The sequence below is a fragment of the Streptomyces barkulensis genome, from assembly GCF_002843305.1.
Classification (GTDB): domain Bacteria; phylum Actinomycetota; class Actinomycetes; order Streptomycetales; family Streptomycetaceae; genus Streptomyces; species Streptomyces barkulensis.
In genome coordinates, this window is the sequence record NZ_PGSG01000061.1 from 24,070 (window position 1) to 39,485 (window position 15,416).

Consider the following 15,416-nt stretch of genomic DNA (forward strand, 5'->3'; position numbering starts at 1 on the left):
GGCTCTCGTTGCTCTGGCGTCGCTGGGGACGGGGATTCAGCTGTGGAAGGGCAGTCCGGCGTCGGCCGCCGGTTCGAGGGCGTCGGGGTCGGGGGGCGGCAGCAGGGTGGCGCTGCCGTCGCCGACGGGCACCACGCCCAGCTCCAGCAGCTCGGCCATGGCGGCGCTGCCCGCCATGTCGCGCACCTGGAGCTGGTAGCGGGCGGTGGTGCGGTAGGTGCCCCCGGCGTCGTCGCCGGTGCGCTGGAGGAAGCCGGAGTCGGCGAGGAAGGCGGCGGCCTTGGCGACGATCCCGGTGGTGGAGCCGGCCAGCCGTCGGGAGTCCTTGGTGGCCCCGGTGGCGCTGCGCCGGGTGTACACCCGCCAGGCGGCCTCCAGGCCGGGCGCCTCGCTGGCCGGGTCGGTGTTCTCGCCCTCCTTCTCGGCGCGCTCCTCCAGTCTCCGGCAGGCCTGGCGGACGAAGGCGTCCACGCCGTTGACGGAGATCCTGCCGACGTAGCTGTCGTCGGCCAGGTCCTCGGGGCGGGGGAAGGCCAGGGCGGCGATGGCCAGATGGGCCAGGCCGTGCAGGAAGCGGTCGGTGGAGTCGGAGGTGGCGCGGCGGGCGTAGTCGCCCATGCGCACGGCGAAGACGGAGTCCTCGGCGGCGGTGACGGCCATCCCCGCGCGCGGGGAGACCTCCAGCACGACCAGCCCGAGGCCGGTGGCGACGGCGTCGGCGAGCCGGGCGAAGGCGGGCTCCTCCCGGTAGCGGCGCAGCAGCTGCGCGTACTCGGCGTCGCGGGCGGGCAGCAGCTTGGGCTGGAGGCCGAAGGAGACCAGCCGGGCGGCGTCGGCGGCGTCCGGCGGAGCGAGGGCGGCGGGCCGCTGCGCGGACTCCGGCGGGGCTTCCGTTCCGGGCCCGCCGGGTCCGTCCGGCCTCTCCTGCTCGCCGTGACCGCCGTATGGGCCGTACTCGTTCACGATGCCACCTCCGTACGGTCGGCCGCCATGCCGGCGGCGTCCAGCAGGGCCGTCCCCACCACGAGGTCGGCGCCGCCGAACTCCGGGTCGTCCAGTTCCGTGCCGTCGTCCACGGCGAACAGCAGGCGCCGCTCGCCCTGCCGGTAGGCGGTGCCGACCGGCGGGCTGGCGGCGTGCACCGCCAGCAGGGCCACCAGATAGGGCAGGTCCGGGTCGCGGCGGCGGGCCTCGGCCAGCAGGCCCGACAGCCGGCGCGGGGCGTCGGCGGGCAGCTCCAGCAGCTCCCGGGCGGCCTCCATCTGCTCCTCGCTGAACCGGCTGTCGTCGGGGGTGGCGACCAGGTCCGGCTCGGGCATCTCGGCGCCCAGGTGCTCGCGGGGCGCGGGCGGGGTGAGCAGCATCTCGGTCAGGTCCCCCAGCCGTACGGCCGCCGGGGTGCGCAGCCCGGTGCCGCGGGCGAAGAAGGCGTCGGTGACCTTGCCGGCCCGCTCCACCGGCAGCGGCAGCAGGGGCGCCAGCAGCTGCCCGTACAGATCCAGGCCGAAGGCGGTGGCGGGCGGGGCGAACGCCTGCCGGTCCTGCTCGGCGCGGAAGAGCGGTCCGGCCTCCAGCAGCCGTGACTGGAGCTGGGTGTGGCGCCGGATGCAGTCCTTGACGATGTCGACCAGTTCGGCGGCGCGCAGCTTGTGGCCGGGGTTCTTGTCGGCCGGGGCCTCGTCCCGTGCCCTGCGGATGTTGGTGAGGATGGCGTTCTCGTGGCGGTAGCGGTCGGCGACGTGGTCGAGCGCCTCGGCGATCATGTCGGGGACGGCGTTGAGCCAGTCGACCGCGCGGACGTTGCGCCGGGTGGCCTCCAGGGTGCGGCGCAGCGTCTCGGCGTACTGCACGGTGCGGTAGCGGGCCTGCTCGGCGGCGAGCTGGGCGTCGGCGAGGCGGCCCCGGCTGACCAGCACCTCCAGCTTGACCTCGGCGGCGATCTGCGCGCTGGTGACGTCGGTGTCCAGGGCGCCGACCAGGACGTTGACCGCCTCGTCGGTGGTGCGCAGGTACACGCCTCCGCCCGGCCCCGGCACCTCCTCGATCAGCTTGAAGTCGTAGTCGCGCCGTACGTACTCGCCGTCGGGGCCGAAGGTGCCGTAGACGGCACGGAAGCCCCGGTCGACGCTGCCGACGTTGATCAGGTTCTCCAGGACCCAGCGGGCGACGCGCTCGTGCTCGGCGGCGGGCCGCCGCGGGGCCTGGGCCGCGACCCGCGGCAGCAGCCGGGCCACTATCTCCTCGTGGTCGGCGCCGGTGTCGAAGTCCATGTGCAGGGTGACCAGGTCGATGGCGGCCAGCGCGACCTCCGCCATCGAGTATGTGCCGTACTCCCCGGCCAGGTTGGCCTTGCGCGCGTCCAGGTCGTGCAGGGGCGCGGTGCAGGCCAGTGCCCGCAGACGCCGGGCCAGGCCCTCGTCGGCGGCAGGGCCGGGGGCGGGCCGCCCGGGGCCGGGGGACGATGCGGATACTGCTGTGGTCACACGGCACAGATTAGGCGCTGGCACCGACAAAGATCGAAACGGCGGGTATGCGCCCGGCCCGCGCGGGTCTTCCCGGCCGGGGCGGTGCGCCGCGCCCCGGCCGGGAAGGCCCGCGTCGCCGGGTCAGCGGGCCGCGGCGCCGTCGGAGTCGAGCCGGCCGCGCACCGCGCTCTGCACGCCCTCCTCCTCCGCCGGGTCGGCGGCCAGCCGGCGCAGCCGCTCGACGACCCGGGTGTCGCCGGTGGCGGCGTGGCGGGCGGCGATCTCGCGGGTGGACTCCTCGCAGTCCCACAGGCACTCGATGGCGAAGCCCGCCGCGAAGGCGGGGTCGGTGGCGGCCAGGGCGCGGGCCGCCCGGCCGCGCAGCTGGGAGGAGGCGGTTTCGCGGTAGACGTGCCGAAGAAGGGGGGCGGCGCGGTGCAAGGCCAGCCGGCCGGCGCCGTCGACCAGCGGCCGCAGACCGTCGCAGTCGGGTCCTTCGGCACACACGGTGCGGCGCAGCGCGGCCAGCACCAGGGGGGCGTCCCGCTCCGTGCCGTGGCAGGCCAGCAGCGCGGCGGCCGCCGTGCCCAGGGCGTCCTCGCGCCGTGCCCACCGGCGGGCGCGGTCCAGCGCGGCGGCACCGCGCATCCGGGCGAGGGCCTCCAGCGCGGCCCGGGCGGCGGTGCCGGAGGGGACGCTCGCGGGGGTGGAGGGGCCCTGCTCCGCCACGGCGGCCTCGATCAGGTCGAGCGCGGCGGGGTCGCCGCGCTCGGCGAGGTGGCGCAGGGCGACGGCGCGCGCGATGTCGGGGCCGAACCGGGCGGCGTCGAGCAGTTCGGGGCGGTCCTCGGGCCCGGCGACGGCGGCCAGACATCGGGCCGCGGCGGCCTCACGGTGCCGCGGGTCGCGGCCCGGGGCCTCTCCGGGCACGGCGGACCCCGCGGGTTCGGCGGCGAGCGGTCCGCCGTCGGGGCCGGCGGAGAGGATCCGGTCGCCTTCCTGTGCCCAGTCGAGCACCGCGCTTACGCTCCAGCCTGGGCGTGGCCCGGCCGGCCTCATCTGGCGCTGCCAGCGGCCGAAGGAGCCCTGCTCACGGGCGTGCGCGAGGCGTTCGCCCTGTTCGGGGCGGGTCGGGTCCTCGGCCCACAGCCGCCAGGGCCTGGGTTCGAAGGCGTCGCGGACGGCCGCCGCGAGTTCGGCGTCGCCCTCGGGGGTGCGCGGGAAGCGCGCCAGGACTGCGGGGCCCAGCGGACGCAGGCCGGCGTCGTCGTCGCGGACGGCCAGTTCGTCCAGGGCCCAGCGCCAGTTGGCGCCGTGCGCGGCGTAGCGGCGCAGCAGCAGCAGCGCACGGCCGTCGCCGTAGGAGGTCAGGTGCCCGAGGACGGAGAGGGCCAGTCCGGTGCGTTCCTCGCCGGTGTCGGTGAGGTCGTCGGGGCCGAACAGGTGCTCCTCGATGTCGTCGAGCCCGGCGTCCAGCTCCACGTGGAGCCGTGCGTAGTACAGGGAGCGGTGCTCGAGCCGCCAGTCGCGCCGGGGGTCACAGCGCAGGCAGTGGCTCAGCGCGGCGAGCGCTTCGGCACGCGGGGCCGCGAGAGCGTGCAGCGTGCCGTCGCCGCGGCCCCTCTGGAGGAGGCCGAGCAGCGTACCGCTGGGCGCTATGTCGGAATCGACGGAATCGGCGAACATAAGGTCAGCATCCGGTGCGGGGCGAGGGACTGGCAACGGGATTTCCGCTCTCCGGCGTTCCGGCCGGTCACCGCGGGTTCGTCCCCCGTTCGTCCGGGGTCCTCCCGCGGGTTCCCGGCACCGTGCGGAAAGCGGTCACCTCCGGCCGCCGAAGGATACCGGGACCGCGGCGCCGCGCCGAGTCCGCGCGCACGGGCGGTACGCGAAGCGGCGGTCCCGGGGCGCCCGGGCATCCCCGCGGCCGGAGGACCGCCGGGCGCCCCGGGACCCGTCCGCCGCTACACCGCCGCGCCGCCCCCGGCCCGCCGGGGCGCGGGCACCGCGGCTCCCCCACCGGGGGTCCCGGGAGCCGCGGGCAGGGCGAGTGCGATCTCCTCGCGCAGGTCCTCGACCTTGGGATACCCGGCGTACCGTCCGGTGAGCCGGTACATCTCCCGCAGCCGGTCCCAGGTGCGGTGGGAGGAGGTGTTGCCGATGGTGACCAGGGCCAGCCGCGCGTAGCGGTCCGCCTGCTCGGGGTCGTCGGCGATGAAGCAGGCCGAGGCGAGGGAGATGTAGTCGAGGATCTTGGACCGCTCGCGGCCCTTCTCCCGCAGCCGCAGCGCCTCCTTGGCGTGCTTCTCGGCCGTCCCCGCGGCCGAGGGGTCGTGCTCGGCCAGGGTGCGGTACGCCAGTGCCTGCATCCCGTGCAGATCGGCCTCGTCGAACAGCTGCATCCAGCTGGGCGGCGGCACGTCCCCGCGGTCGGAGACGAACAGGTCCTCGGCCCGGCCGAGGGTGCGCCGCATCGCCTGGCCGCGCCCCATCGAGGCCTGGGCCCAGGCCTCGATGGTGTGCAGCATCGCGCGGGTGCGCGGCAGGGTCTCCTCGCCGCAGCCGGCCTTGGCCAGCTTCATCAGGTCCAGGGCCTCGTCGGGTTTGCCCAGGTGCACCATCTGGCGCGCGGCCCGGGAGACGGCCTCCCCGGCGCGGGGCCGGTCGCCGCCCTCACGGGCCGCGTGCGCGGCGATGACGAAGTACTTCTGGGCGGTGGGCTCCAGGCCGACGTCGTGGGACATCCAGCCGGCGAGCACCGCGAGGTTGGCCGCCACCCCCCACAGCCGCCGCTGGATGTGCTGCGGGTGGCGGTAGGTGAGCATGCCGCCCACCTCGTTGAGCTGGCCCACCACCGCCTTGCGCTGGAGGCCGCCGCCGCGGGCCGCGTCCCAGGCGCGGAAGACCTCCACGGAGTGCTCCAGGGACTCGACCTCCTCCGAGCCGACGGGCACGGCCTCGTAGCGGTCGAAGGAGGCGGGGGCGGCGGGCGGGGGGCCACCGGGCCGGAGGGCTCCCGCCGGAGCCGGGTCGACCCGGAGCCAGTCGTACAGAGCGCTGCTGAGCGCCGGTCCTGCGGTGAGCGCGGCGCCCGCGCCCACCAAGCCGCGTCGGTTGAGCATGAGGTCCATTCCCGTGAATTCGGTGAGGACCGCGGCGGTCTGTTCGGGGGCCCACGGCAGTCCGTGGACGGGCTGCCGTCCGCCTGCCTGCCCCGATCGGCCGAACCCGAGGTCCTCGATGGTCACGACACGGCCGAGTCGCTCGGTGAACAGGGTCGCCAGTACCTTCGGCACCGGATCGCGCGGGGTCTCCCCCATGTCGATCCAGCGCCTCACCCGGGAGGTGTCGGTCGCCAGCTGCGGGTGGCCCATGGCCGCCGCCTGCCGGTTCACGCGCCGGGCGAGTTCGCCCTTGGACCAGCCGGTGAGGCCGAACAGGTCCGCCAGGCGGGTGTTGGGTCCCTTGGTCACGTCGAAGCCCCCAGGTTCTCGGCTGCCTCGACAGTAGCCCTCGCGGATCGCCCCCGAAGGGGCGCGCGGGCATTCGCCAGGGTTCGCCAGGGTCCGCCAGATGGTGTGCCACCCGTGTCCGGGTGTGCTGTAGGAACGCGCCACCCCGTCCGGCCCCACGGGCTTCCGCATTCCCCAGGGTGCAGCACGCCCCGGCCGGCCGGGTGGCGCGGCAATCCGTCGGCGCACGAAGGGATCCGGCTCGTCCATGAATCCAACACCGTCTCCCGTGCCGGCCCCGGTCCGGCAGCGTCCGCGACCGCAGTACGGCATGGTCCGCCCCGAGCCGGTGCGCACACCGCCCGCGGTCGCCGCTCTGCCCCGGCCGCGCCGGGCGCCGGGCGCGGGGGGACCGCCGGCCGCCGGGAGGCCGGCCCCGGCCGGTCCGCAGGACGGGCGGCTGCGCACCGCCATCGCCTCGGTGCACCGGGTCTGCCCGGAGTTCCAGCCGGTGCAGGTGCTGCGCCGCGGCGGGCGCTCGGTGCTGCTGGCGGGCACCGTCGGCCGCGGCACCGCGGTCGCCAAGTGCCTGCTGGACCACTCGCCCGCGCGGGTCGAGCGGTTCCGGCACGAGATAGCGGTCTACCGCACCTTCGTGCGCCACCGGCCGCCGGTGCGGGTGCCCCGGCTCATCGCCGCCGACCCCGACGGCTGCGTCCTGGTCGCCGAGCGGGCTCCGGGCCGCCCGATGGCGTTCCAGCGGCATCCGCTGGAGCCCCCGTCGCCGGCCGATCTGCGCGCGGTGCTGGGCGCGGTGTGCCGGGTGAACGCCTGGCAGCCGCCCGCGGGCCGTTTCGGGGCTCCGGTCGACTACGGTGTGCGGATCGCCCGCTACCACGGGCTGGGACTGCTGACGGACCGCGACCTGGGCGATCTGGGCAAGCTGCTCCACGGTCTGGCGCGCGGCGGTGGCCGCGCGCAGTTCTGCCACGGTGACGCCCTGCCGGCGAACATGCTGCTCTCCCCGGCCGGCCCGGTGCTGCTGGACTGGGAGCACGCGGGCTGGTACCTGCCGGGCTACGACCTGGCCACCCTGTGGTCGGTGCTGGGCGACAGCCCGATGGCCCGCCGCCGGATCAGCCGGCTCGCCCAGGCCGGGGGCCCCGACGCGCGGGACGCCTTCCTGGTGAACCTGCTGCTCGTCCTCACCCGGGAGGTCCGTGCCTGCGAGACGGCCGTGCAGCGCGCCATGCGGGATCCGGGACCGGCCCCGGGCTGCGACCGCACCGGTCTGCTGAGCGCCGGCGAGGAGCAGCGGCTGCTGCTGCGCCGTCTGCACGACGACTGCGCGATGGCCCGGCGCGCGGTGCGGGCGGCGGTGGGCACCCGCTGACGGTCCGGCCCGCGCGGCGCCGCGCGGGCCGGGGGCCGGGGGCCGGTCCGGGGCTGTACGGGGGGCGGAGCGTCACCGGGCTGGACCTGTGACGCCGCGCAGGTCCGGGCCCGCCTCAGGGTGAAGACTCCCCCACATGGCCCCTGACGTGGGGAAACCCATCAACGATCCCTTGCCTCCCGGTCGTTGACGGATCGTCGGCCGACCGATACCCCTGTGGGCAGTCCCGTGCCGCTCGGACGCGGCGTACCCCTCAGGAGGCCGTCTTGCCAGGACCCGTCCCCGCCCATCCGCAGGCGCCACCGCGCGGTTTCGTCCGCCGGCGACTGCGGGTGCTCACCGCGGCCTCGGTCGCCGCCCTGCTGCTGCCCCTCCTCCCGGCCACCGCCGACGCCGGCGGGCGGGAGCCGGATTCGCTGCAGGAGGCGTTCGCCCGCGCCGCCGACCGCTACCAGGTACCCGAGAGCGTGCTGCTGGGGGTGTCGTACCTGCAGTCCCGCTGGGACGGCCACCGCGGTGCCCCCAGCGTCTCGGGCGGCTACGGTCCCATGCACCTGACCGACGCGCGCACCGCTCTGGCCGAGGATCCCCACCACAGCCACGGCACGGAGGACGCCCGCGGCGACACCGCCCGCGACACCCGGCGGGTCGCCGGCGCGCTGCCCGGTCCCGCCGAACTGCCCGGCCGGCTGCGCACCCTGGAGCGGGCGGCCGAACTGACCGGGCTGGACGAGGAGGAGCTGCGGCGGGATCCGGCTGCCAACGTCGCCGGCGGCGCGGCGCTGCTGGCCGCCGCCCAGCGGGAGCTGGGGCTTCCGCCGAGCGACGACCCCGCCCAGTGGTACGGAGCCGTGGCACGCTACCCGGGCTCCGGGGACGCGCGGGCGGCCGGGGTATTCGCCGACGAGGTCTTCGACGTGATCCGCGAGGGCCAGCGGCGCACCACCGACTCCGGCCAGCGCGTGGTGCTGGAGGGCGACCCGGACCTGGCCCCGAGGACCGCCCAGCTGGACGGCCCGGGGCTGCGCCCGGCGTCCCCGGTGCGCGACGAGCGCGTGGAGTGCCCGAAGTCCGTCTCGTGCGAGTGGATCCCGGCGCCTTACGAGGAGTACGCCAACCCCGACGGCTCGCCGAACTACGGCAACCACGACAAGGCCGACCGCCCCGCGTCGCAGAAGATCGACTACATCGTGGTGCACGACACCGAGGCGACCTGGGACACCACCCTGAGCCTGGTGCAGAACCCGAAGTACGTCTCCTGGCACTACTCGCTGCGCGCCTTCGACGGCCACATCGCCCAGCACGTCCCCACGAAGGACGTGGGCTGGCACGCGGGCAACTGGTACGTCAACGCCAAGTCGGTCGGCCTGGAGCACGAGGGCTTCCTGACCGCCCCCGACGCCTGGTACACCGAGGCGATGTACCGCACCTCGGCGCGGCTGGTGCGGTATCTGGCCCACCGGTACGACATCCCGCTGGACCGGCAGCACATCATCGGGCACGACAACGTGCCGGGCGTGACCTCCGCCCACATCCCCGGGATGCACACCGATCCGGGGCCGTACTGGGACTGGCAGCACTACTTCACGCTGCTGGGCGCGCCCTTCCACCCCACGGCCGGGCCGGGCTCGGAGCTGGTGACCATCCGGCCCGACTACGAGAAGCACAAGCCCCCCTACACCCGCTGCGACGGCTCCGGGCAGCCCTGCCCGCCGCACGGTTCGGGCGCGGTGCGGCTGCACACCGGGCCGAGCGCCGACGCGCCGCTGGTGAAGGACGCCGGGCTGCGGCCGGGCGGCGGTGACTCCACCACCGGTGTCAACGACACCGGCGCCCGCGCCTCGACCGGCCAGCGGTACGCGGTGGCCGAGCGCCGGGGCGAGTGGACGGCGATCTGGTACCTCGGGCAGAAGGCGTGGTTCCACAACCCCGCCGACGCCCCGGCCGCGGTGCCCACCCGGGGCCCGGTCGTCACCCCGAAGGAGGGCGCGGGGCCGGTGCCCGTCTACGGCCGCGCCTACCCGGAGGCCTCCGCATACCCGGAGGGGGTCCCGGCCCAGGCGATCTCGCCGCTGCCGTACACGTTGGAGGCGGGCCAGGCGTACGCGCTGGGGCTGCGGACGAAGGGCGAGTACTACTACGCCAAGACCTTCGACCCCGCGAACCACGTGGTGGTCCGCGGCGAGGAGGAGTACTACCAGATCCAGCTCGGGCACCGGGTGGCCTTCGTCAAGGCCGCCGACGTCACGGTGCGGCCCGCCCGGCGGTGAGATGACGCCGGCGAGCGCACGGCACAGGGGAGGGGCGCCGCGAAGCGCCCCTCCCCTGTGCCGTGTCCCTCATGCCCCCGGCCGTCCGCGCCGCCGGTGCGTCAGCGCTGGAACAGCTCCGCGGGCAGCGGCTTCAGCAACTGGTAGAGGTCCTCGGTGATCGGCCGGTCCCAGCTGGCGATGGTGACCAGCACGCCGTCGCTGCGGTCGAACTGGACGCAGGAGATCCGGCTCTCCGAGCAGATGATCCGCCGCACGATCAGGAGGTTGTCGTCCAGCATCACCGGACTCTCCTCCGTCCCGGTGACGGTGACCTCCTCGTCGTTCTCCAGCGCCGCGAGCAACTGCGCGACCTCGAACGGGATCTGTCCCTCGGCCGTCTCGCGGGCCGGGGAGCCCTCCGGCAGGTTTCCGATGACCATGGCCGGTCCGCGTCCGCCGAACAGGTCGTAGCGCAGGAAGACGCCCTGGCAGCTTCCGTCCGGCGCGGGCAGCAGTCCGGCCCCGAGGTTGCCCGGCCAGTCCCCCGGGTCCATGGCCAGCACGTCGAAGTCGGGTCCGGCGGGTGTGGCGGCACTGCGGCGGCGGAGAAAGGACATGCGGCCATGGTACGGGCCCGGTGCCGCCGCGGGGCTTCGGCCCGCACCCCTCCCGCACGGCGGTGAGGCGGGCCTTCCGGCCCCTTCCTCGCCTTCCTCGCCTTCCTCGCCGCCGGTCGCCCGCCGGAGCCGCCCGGGTCCGGCGGGCGTCCTACCGCCGTCCGAGGGCCCGCACCGGGGCGGCCCGCGGACGGCCGGCGGCAGTGGCGGCTGCGGCGGGCGACCGGGCGGGGAGGGTGGAGCGGCCCAGTTCGTGGAGGACGGCGGCCCTCTCCCTGGGCCCCGGCGGCTCGCGCAGGGCGCGTTCCAGGCAGCGCCGGGCCGCCTCCGGCGCTCCGGCGCTCAGGTACTCGGCGGCGGCCTCGCGCAGGGTGGCGACGACGGCCGGGTCGCCCTCGGGGTGGACCTCCAGCAGATGGCGCGCGGCGGCCGTGGGGCCGTACCCCGCGCCCACGACGACCGCGGCGGCCTGGCCGTGGAGGGCGACGCGCAGGGCGGGCGGGATGGACCGGTGGACGGCGGTGGCGGTCAGCGGATGGGAGAAGCGCAGCGGCCGCCCCTCCTCACCGCCGGTGAGGACACGGGCGGCGGTCAGCCGGGCACGGGCCCGGGCCGCCTCCCCCGGCCCCAGGGCGGCGACGTCCGCGGCGAGCGAGGGGGCCGCCTCGGTGCCGAGCACCGCGGCGGCCCAGGCCAGCCGTACGGCGGGGGCACCCAGGCGTTCCAGGTGCTCGACGAGTCCGCTGTCCCGGCCGGTTCCCGCGGCCGCGGGAACCGGCCGGACGGGCCGTGCGGCGGTGCGGGAGGGCGCTTCCCGCTCCTGCTCGTCCCCGCGCGCCGGCCGTACGGTGCGGCCGCGCGCGACGGCGCGTCTTCGGGCCCCGGCCGGCCCGGTCGGCGCGTCGTCCGGCTCCCCGAGCCCGGACTCCCTGTCGAACATCGCCCGCTGCATGCGCCCCTGCTCTTCGTCCGCCGCCACGGCTGCCGCTTCACCACTTCCGCGGCAGGTGGTGGAGAGCGTACGCCGGTGTGAACCGGATGCGGTGCTCCTGACCGATTTCCCTTCCGGAGGAGCGCCGTTTCGGGTAATGACGCTCGACGCCCCCGCGCACACTCCCCGTGCCGGAGGGAGCACGGAGTGTCCCCGGCACTCTTGACCGGCAACTGCCTTTGTCCAAGGGTGGGTCGGCGTGTGCGCCCGTCATTCTCACCACCGCGCTCACCACCGCGCTCACCGCTCGACAGGGAGGCGTCATGCCCGTGACCGAAGCCGGCGCCGACGGGGACACCGCCGGGCGGGAGGGCCTGCTGCGGCGGACGGCTCGCCTGGAGATACCCTTCCGCGGCGCCGTCAGCCCCGCTGTCGGCAAGGCCAGGCTCCACACTCTCCGGTGGCTCAAGGACTTCGGACTGCTCACCGGGGAAGCGGCGCTGGAGGAGTACGACGCCCTTCGGCTGGAGCGGGCGATGGCCCGCTTCTATCCCCGGGCCGCCGAGGAGGATCTGATGCTGGCCACCGACGTCAACGGCTGGTTCTTCGTCTTCGACGACCGGTTGGACGCGCCCTTGGGGCGGCGGCCGCACGAGGTCACCCGCCTCGTGGAGCGCCTGACCCGTGTCATGGACGGGCGGGAACCGCCGTCCGGAGCCCCCGCGGACCCGCTGGCCGAGAGCTTCCGCGACCTGTGGCACCGGATCACCCAGGGGATGCCGCCGGTGTGGCGGGAGCGCTTCCGCAGGCACTGGCACGGCTATCTGCTGGCCCACCGCAGGGAGGCCCTCAACCGCTCCGGGGACCGGCTGCCCACGGTGGAGGAGTTCCTGACGGCCAGGCGGCACACCATCGGCATACAACCCTGCCTGGACCTGGCCGAACGCTGCGGCCACTACACCCTGCCGTCCGCGCTGCACGGCGGCCACCCGCTGGAGGAGATGCGGCGGATCACCGGCGACGTGGCGATCTTCGTCAACGACATCGTCTCGCTGGACAAGGAACTGGCCGCCGGCGACGTCAACAACACCGTCGTCCTCCTGCGGCACGACACCGGTCGCCCGCTCCGGGACTGCGTACGGGAGATCAGCGCCGCCGCCAACGGGCGGGTCGCCCGTTTCCGGGAGCTCGCCACGCGCCTGCCCGGCCTGCTGGAGGCCGCGGGCGTGCCCCGTAGGACACGAGCACATGTGGAGGACTACGCCGACGGCATGCGCAACGTGATGCGCGGCAACCTCGACTGGTCCCTGGAGAGCCGTCGCTACGACGACGCCGGGGTCGCCGCCGTCAGCGGCGGACGCCTGCGCCCGTGGGCCCGCCCGCCGGAGGCGGGTGCGCCGGAACACGAGACCGGTGCGGGGGCCGGGGCCGGGGCGGCGGACACGGTGCGGTCATGACGGATGCGACGGGGCGGCCGGACGGCGGGGCGACGGTCGATCTCTGGCGCGCGGGCCTGACCCGCGTTCCCGAACAGGTGTGGGAGCGCCGGGAGTCGCGTGTGCTGATCCTCGCGGACAACGCGCTCACCGGCCTCCCGCCGCGGACCGGCCTCCCGCCGCGGATCGGCCGGCTGCGGCGCCTGCGCACCCTCGACCTCGGCCACAACGCGCTCACCTCCCTGCCCGAGGAGATCGGGAGCTGACGGATCTGGACGGCTGCCTCTAACTCCACGACAACCGGCTCACCGCGCTGCCGCGCTCACTGGGGCGGCTGCGCTCGCTGACGTATCCGAACGTGGGCGACAACCCGCTGGGCGCGCTGCCCGAGGAGTTCGGCGGCATGGCGGGGCTGGTGGAACTGCGGGCCCAGCGGTGCGGGCGGCGGGAGCTGCCGGCCTCGCTCGGGCGGCTCACCGCGCTGCGGGAGCTGTGGCTGCGCGGGAACGCCCTGGTCTCGCTGCCCGCCTCCTTCTCCCGGCTGCGGGAGCTGCGCGAGGTGGAACTGCGCGAGAACGCCCTGGAGGAGGTGCCCGGGGCGTTGCGCGGCCTGCCGCGGCTGCGCCGCCTGGACCTGCGGGGCAACCGGCTGCGCACGGTGCCGCCCTGGCTGGGGCGGGAGCTGTCCGCGCTGGAGAAGCTGGATCTGCGCTGGAACGGGACGGTGGTCGATCCGGGGCTGGTGGGGGAGCTGGAGCGGCGTGGCTGCGTGGTGCTCCGTTAGGCGGGCGGCCCGCCCGGAACGCCCGTCCGCCATGCCGCGGGGGTTGACGGACGGCACGCCCGGGAAGAAGGTTCCAGCGTTCTCCCGATCCGCTGAAAGATTCTTTCCCGAAGGGGCGCGGTATGACAGGTTCGGCACGGGATCGCACACCGGGCCCGGCGCCCGCTTCCGGCCCCGACGCGGGCGGGGGCGGGGCCGGGGGTATCGGCCGGCGGCAACTCGGTCTGAGAGCGCTCGCGCTCGGCGGCGGCCTGGCCCTGGCCTCGGCTCCCGTGGCGGCGGCCCGTGCCCGGGGCGGGCGCACCCTCGCCGCCGGCGGGCACGCGCCCGTCCTGCGCCGCGGCTCCGCGCGGCGTGCCGGACTGCTGGAGCCGCACCTGCGGCATCTGGTGGAGGACGCGCGGGCCTTCCTGGGCCCCTCCCCCGAGCACCCCTGGTACGCGGGCGCGGTCCTGCTGGCCGGACGCGGCGGCACCGTCGCCCTCCACGAGGCCATCGGCCACGCGGTGCGCTACTCGGCCTACGACGAGGCCACCGGCACCGGCGTGGAACTCCCCGCCGGCGAACAGCTCCCCGCCACCCCGGAGACCGTCTACGACCTGGCCTCCGTCTCCAAGCTGTTCACCGCGATCCTGGCCGTGCGGCAGATGGAGCGCGGCGCCCTGGAGCTGGAGGGCAAGGTCGCCTCCTACCTGCCGGAGTTCGGCGCGGCGGGCAAGGACAAGATCACCCTGCTGCACCTGCTCACCCACACCTCCGGGCTGGCCGCCTGGCTCCCGCTGTACGCCGAGCCCACCCGGGAGGACCGGCTGCGGCGGCTGTGGCGGGAGGAGCCCCTGGACCCGCCGGGCACGGTCTACCGCTACTCCGACCTCAATCTGATCACCCTTCAGCTCGTACTGGAGCGGGTCACCGGCAAGGGGCTGGACACGCTGCTGCGCGAGGACGTCACCGGACCGCTGGGCATGCGGTGGACCCGCTACAACCCGCCCGCCTCCTGGAGGCCGCGCATCGCCGCCACCGAGGACGCCCGCCGCCCCTGGTCGGGCCTGGACCGGGGCATGGTGCACGGTGAGGTCCACGACGAGAACGCGTACGCCTTCGGCGGTGTGGCCGGCCACGCCGGGGTCTTCTCCCGCGCCTGGGACCTGGCCGTGCTGTGCCGCACGCTGCTGAACGGCGGCGCGTACGGCAGCGCCCGGGTCCTGGAGCCGGAGTCGGTGGACCTGCTCTTCCGCGACTTCAACACCGCATTCCCCGGCGACGAGCACGGCCTGGGTTTCGAGCTGTACCAGCACTGGTTCATGGGCGCCATGGCGACCCCCCGCACCGCCGGGCACACCGGCTTCACGGGCACCTGCCTGGTGCTGGATCCGACCACCGACACCTTCCTGGTGCTGCTGGGCAACTCCGTCCACCCGGTGCGCACCTGGCGCTCCGGCAGCGCACCGCGCGTGGCGGCGGCCACCCGCCTGGCCCGGGCCGTGCCGGTGCGCCCCGCCGACGGGCGCGAGGCCTGGTTCTCGGGGATGGCGAGCGGCGCCTCGGCCGTGCTCGCCCTGCCCGAGGTGACTCTCGACGGGAGCGACGGGAGCGACGGGAGCGGTGGAGCGGAGGACGGAGCGGGCGGAGCGGGCGGAGCGGGCGGAGCGGGCGGCGGTACGGGTGCCCGGCTGAGCTTCTCGGTGTGGTGGGACACCGAGCGCGCCTTCGACGTCCTGCGTCTGGAGGCGTCCGGCGACGGCGGCGCATGGGAGCCGGTGCCGTTCACCACCTCCCGCCCCGGCCAGGCCCCGGTACAGCGCCCGGAAGGGGCGCTGCACGGCTTCTCCGGGCGGGTCTGGCACCGGGCTCTGGCGGATCTGGACGCCTGGCGCGGCCGGGCGGTGCGGCTGCGCTGGCGGTACACCACCGACGCCCGCTACGTGGGGCGCGGCGCGTACGTCGACGGCGTCCGGATCGAGGACGGCGGGCGCACCGTGTTCGACGGCTCGCGGCGCCGGGACGCCGGCCGTGTCACGGCCGACGGCTGGTCGCTCTCGGCGGACTGACGCCCCGTCACCGGCGTACCCGCCGGAACCCGCCC

The 15,416-nt window shown here is 75.7% G+C and carries 10 protein-coding genes and 1 pseudogene; 5 read left to right on the forward strand and 6 right to left on the reverse strand.

The window, feature by feature from the left end; translation table 11 throughout:
* Positions 1-36: 36 nt before the first annotated feature.
* The 4 genes from CUT83_RS12370 to CUT83_RS12385 form a co-directional block, all read right to left on the reverse strand.
* On the reverse strand, positions 37-963 hold the full coding sequence (locus tag CUT83_RS12370) for a hypothetical protein (protein WP_240957802.1): 927 nt from the start codon (positions 961-963) through the stop codon (positions 37-39).
* Positions 960-2,483 carry a hypothetical protein gene (locus tag CUT83_RS12375; protein ID WP_240957804.1) on the reverse strand — a complete coding sequence of 508 codons (1,524 nt, stop codon included), beginning with the start codon at positions 2,481-2,483 and terminating at the stop codon, positions 960-962. Before CUT83_RS12375 ends, CUT83_RS12370 begins: the two co-directional genes overlap by 4 nt.
* Positions 2,484-2,606: 123 nt before the next feature.
* The gene (locus tag CUT83_RS12380) at positions 2,607-4,151 is read right to left on the reverse strand and encodes a hypothetical protein (protein ID WP_101255903.1); all 1,545 of its coding nucleotides are present in this window, start codon (positions 4,149-4,151) and stop codon (positions 2,607-2,609) included.
* Between the two features lie 278 nt (positions 4,152-4,429).
* The gene (locus CUT83_RS12385) at positions 4,430-5,938 is read right to left on the reverse strand and encodes a DNA-binding protein NsdB (RefSeq protein ID WP_101255904.1); all 1,509 of its coding nucleotides are present in this window, start codon (positions 5,936-5,938) and stop codon (positions 4,430-4,432) included.
* 268 nt (positions 5,939-6,206) lie between these two features.
* Here CUT83_RS12385 and CUT83_RS12390 point away from each other — a divergent pair, with 268 nt between their 5' ends.
* The gene (locus CUT83_RS12390; protein WP_439144999.1) at positions 6,207-7,310 is read left to right on the forward strand and encodes an aminoglycoside phosphotransferase family protein; all 1,104 of its coding nucleotides are present in this window, start codon (positions 6,207-6,209) and stop codon (positions 7,308-7,310) included.
* Positions 7,311-7,642: 332 nt separating this feature from the next.
* Positions 7,643-9,580 carry an N-acetylmuramoyl-L-alanine amidase gene (locus CUT83_RS12395; RefSeq protein ID WP_101255906.1) on the forward strand — a complete coding sequence of 646 codons (1,938 nt, stop codon included), beginning with the start codon at positions 7,643-7,645 and terminating at the stop codon, positions 9,578-9,580.
* Positions 9,581-9,681: 101 nt separating this feature from the next.
* Here CUT83_RS12395 and CUT83_RS12400 read toward each other — a convergent pair whose 3' ends face one another.
* Positions 9,682-10,179, reverse strand: coding sequence for a glycosyltransferase family protein (locus CUT83_RS12400; protein WP_093850208.1), 498 nt, complete (start codon positions 10,177-10,179; stop codon positions 9,682-9,684).
* A 151-nt stretch (positions 10,180-10,330) separates the two neighbouring features.
* The gene (locus tag CUT83_RS31505; RefSeq protein WP_101255907.1) at positions 10,331-11,158 is read right to left on the reverse strand and encodes a hypothetical protein; all 828 of its coding nucleotides are present in this window, start codon (positions 11,156-11,158) and stop codon (positions 10,331-10,333) included.
* Positions 11,159-11,433: 275 nt separating this feature from the next.
* Here CUT83_RS31505 and CUT83_RS12410 point away from each other — a divergent pair, with 275 nt between their 5' ends.
* The 3 genes and pseudogenes from CUT83_RS12410 to CUT83_RS12420 all read left to right on the forward strand — a co-directional run bounded on the left by CUT83_RS12410 (position 11,434) and on the right by CUT83_RS12420 (position 15,381).
* Complete coding sequence (locus tag CUT83_RS12410) at positions 11,434-12,567, forward strand: isoafricanol synthase (RefSeq protein WP_194074707.1); 1,134 nt, start codon at positions 11,434-11,436, stop codon at positions 12,565-12,567.
* Positions 12,564-13,330, forward strand: a pseudogene (locus tag CUT83_RS12415) (leucine-rich repeat domain-containing protein). The gene CUT83_RS12410 and the pseudogene CUT83_RS12415 overlap by 4 nt, the downstream one beginning before the upstream one ends.
* Positions 13,331-13,452: 122 nt before the next feature.
* Complete coding sequence (locus tag CUT83_RS12420) at positions 13,453-15,381, forward strand: serine hydrolase domain-containing protein (RefSeq protein ID WP_101255908.1); 1,929 nt, start codon at positions 13,453-13,455, stop codon at positions 15,379-15,381.
* The last annotated feature ends 35 nt before the right edge of the window (positions 15,382-15,416 follow it).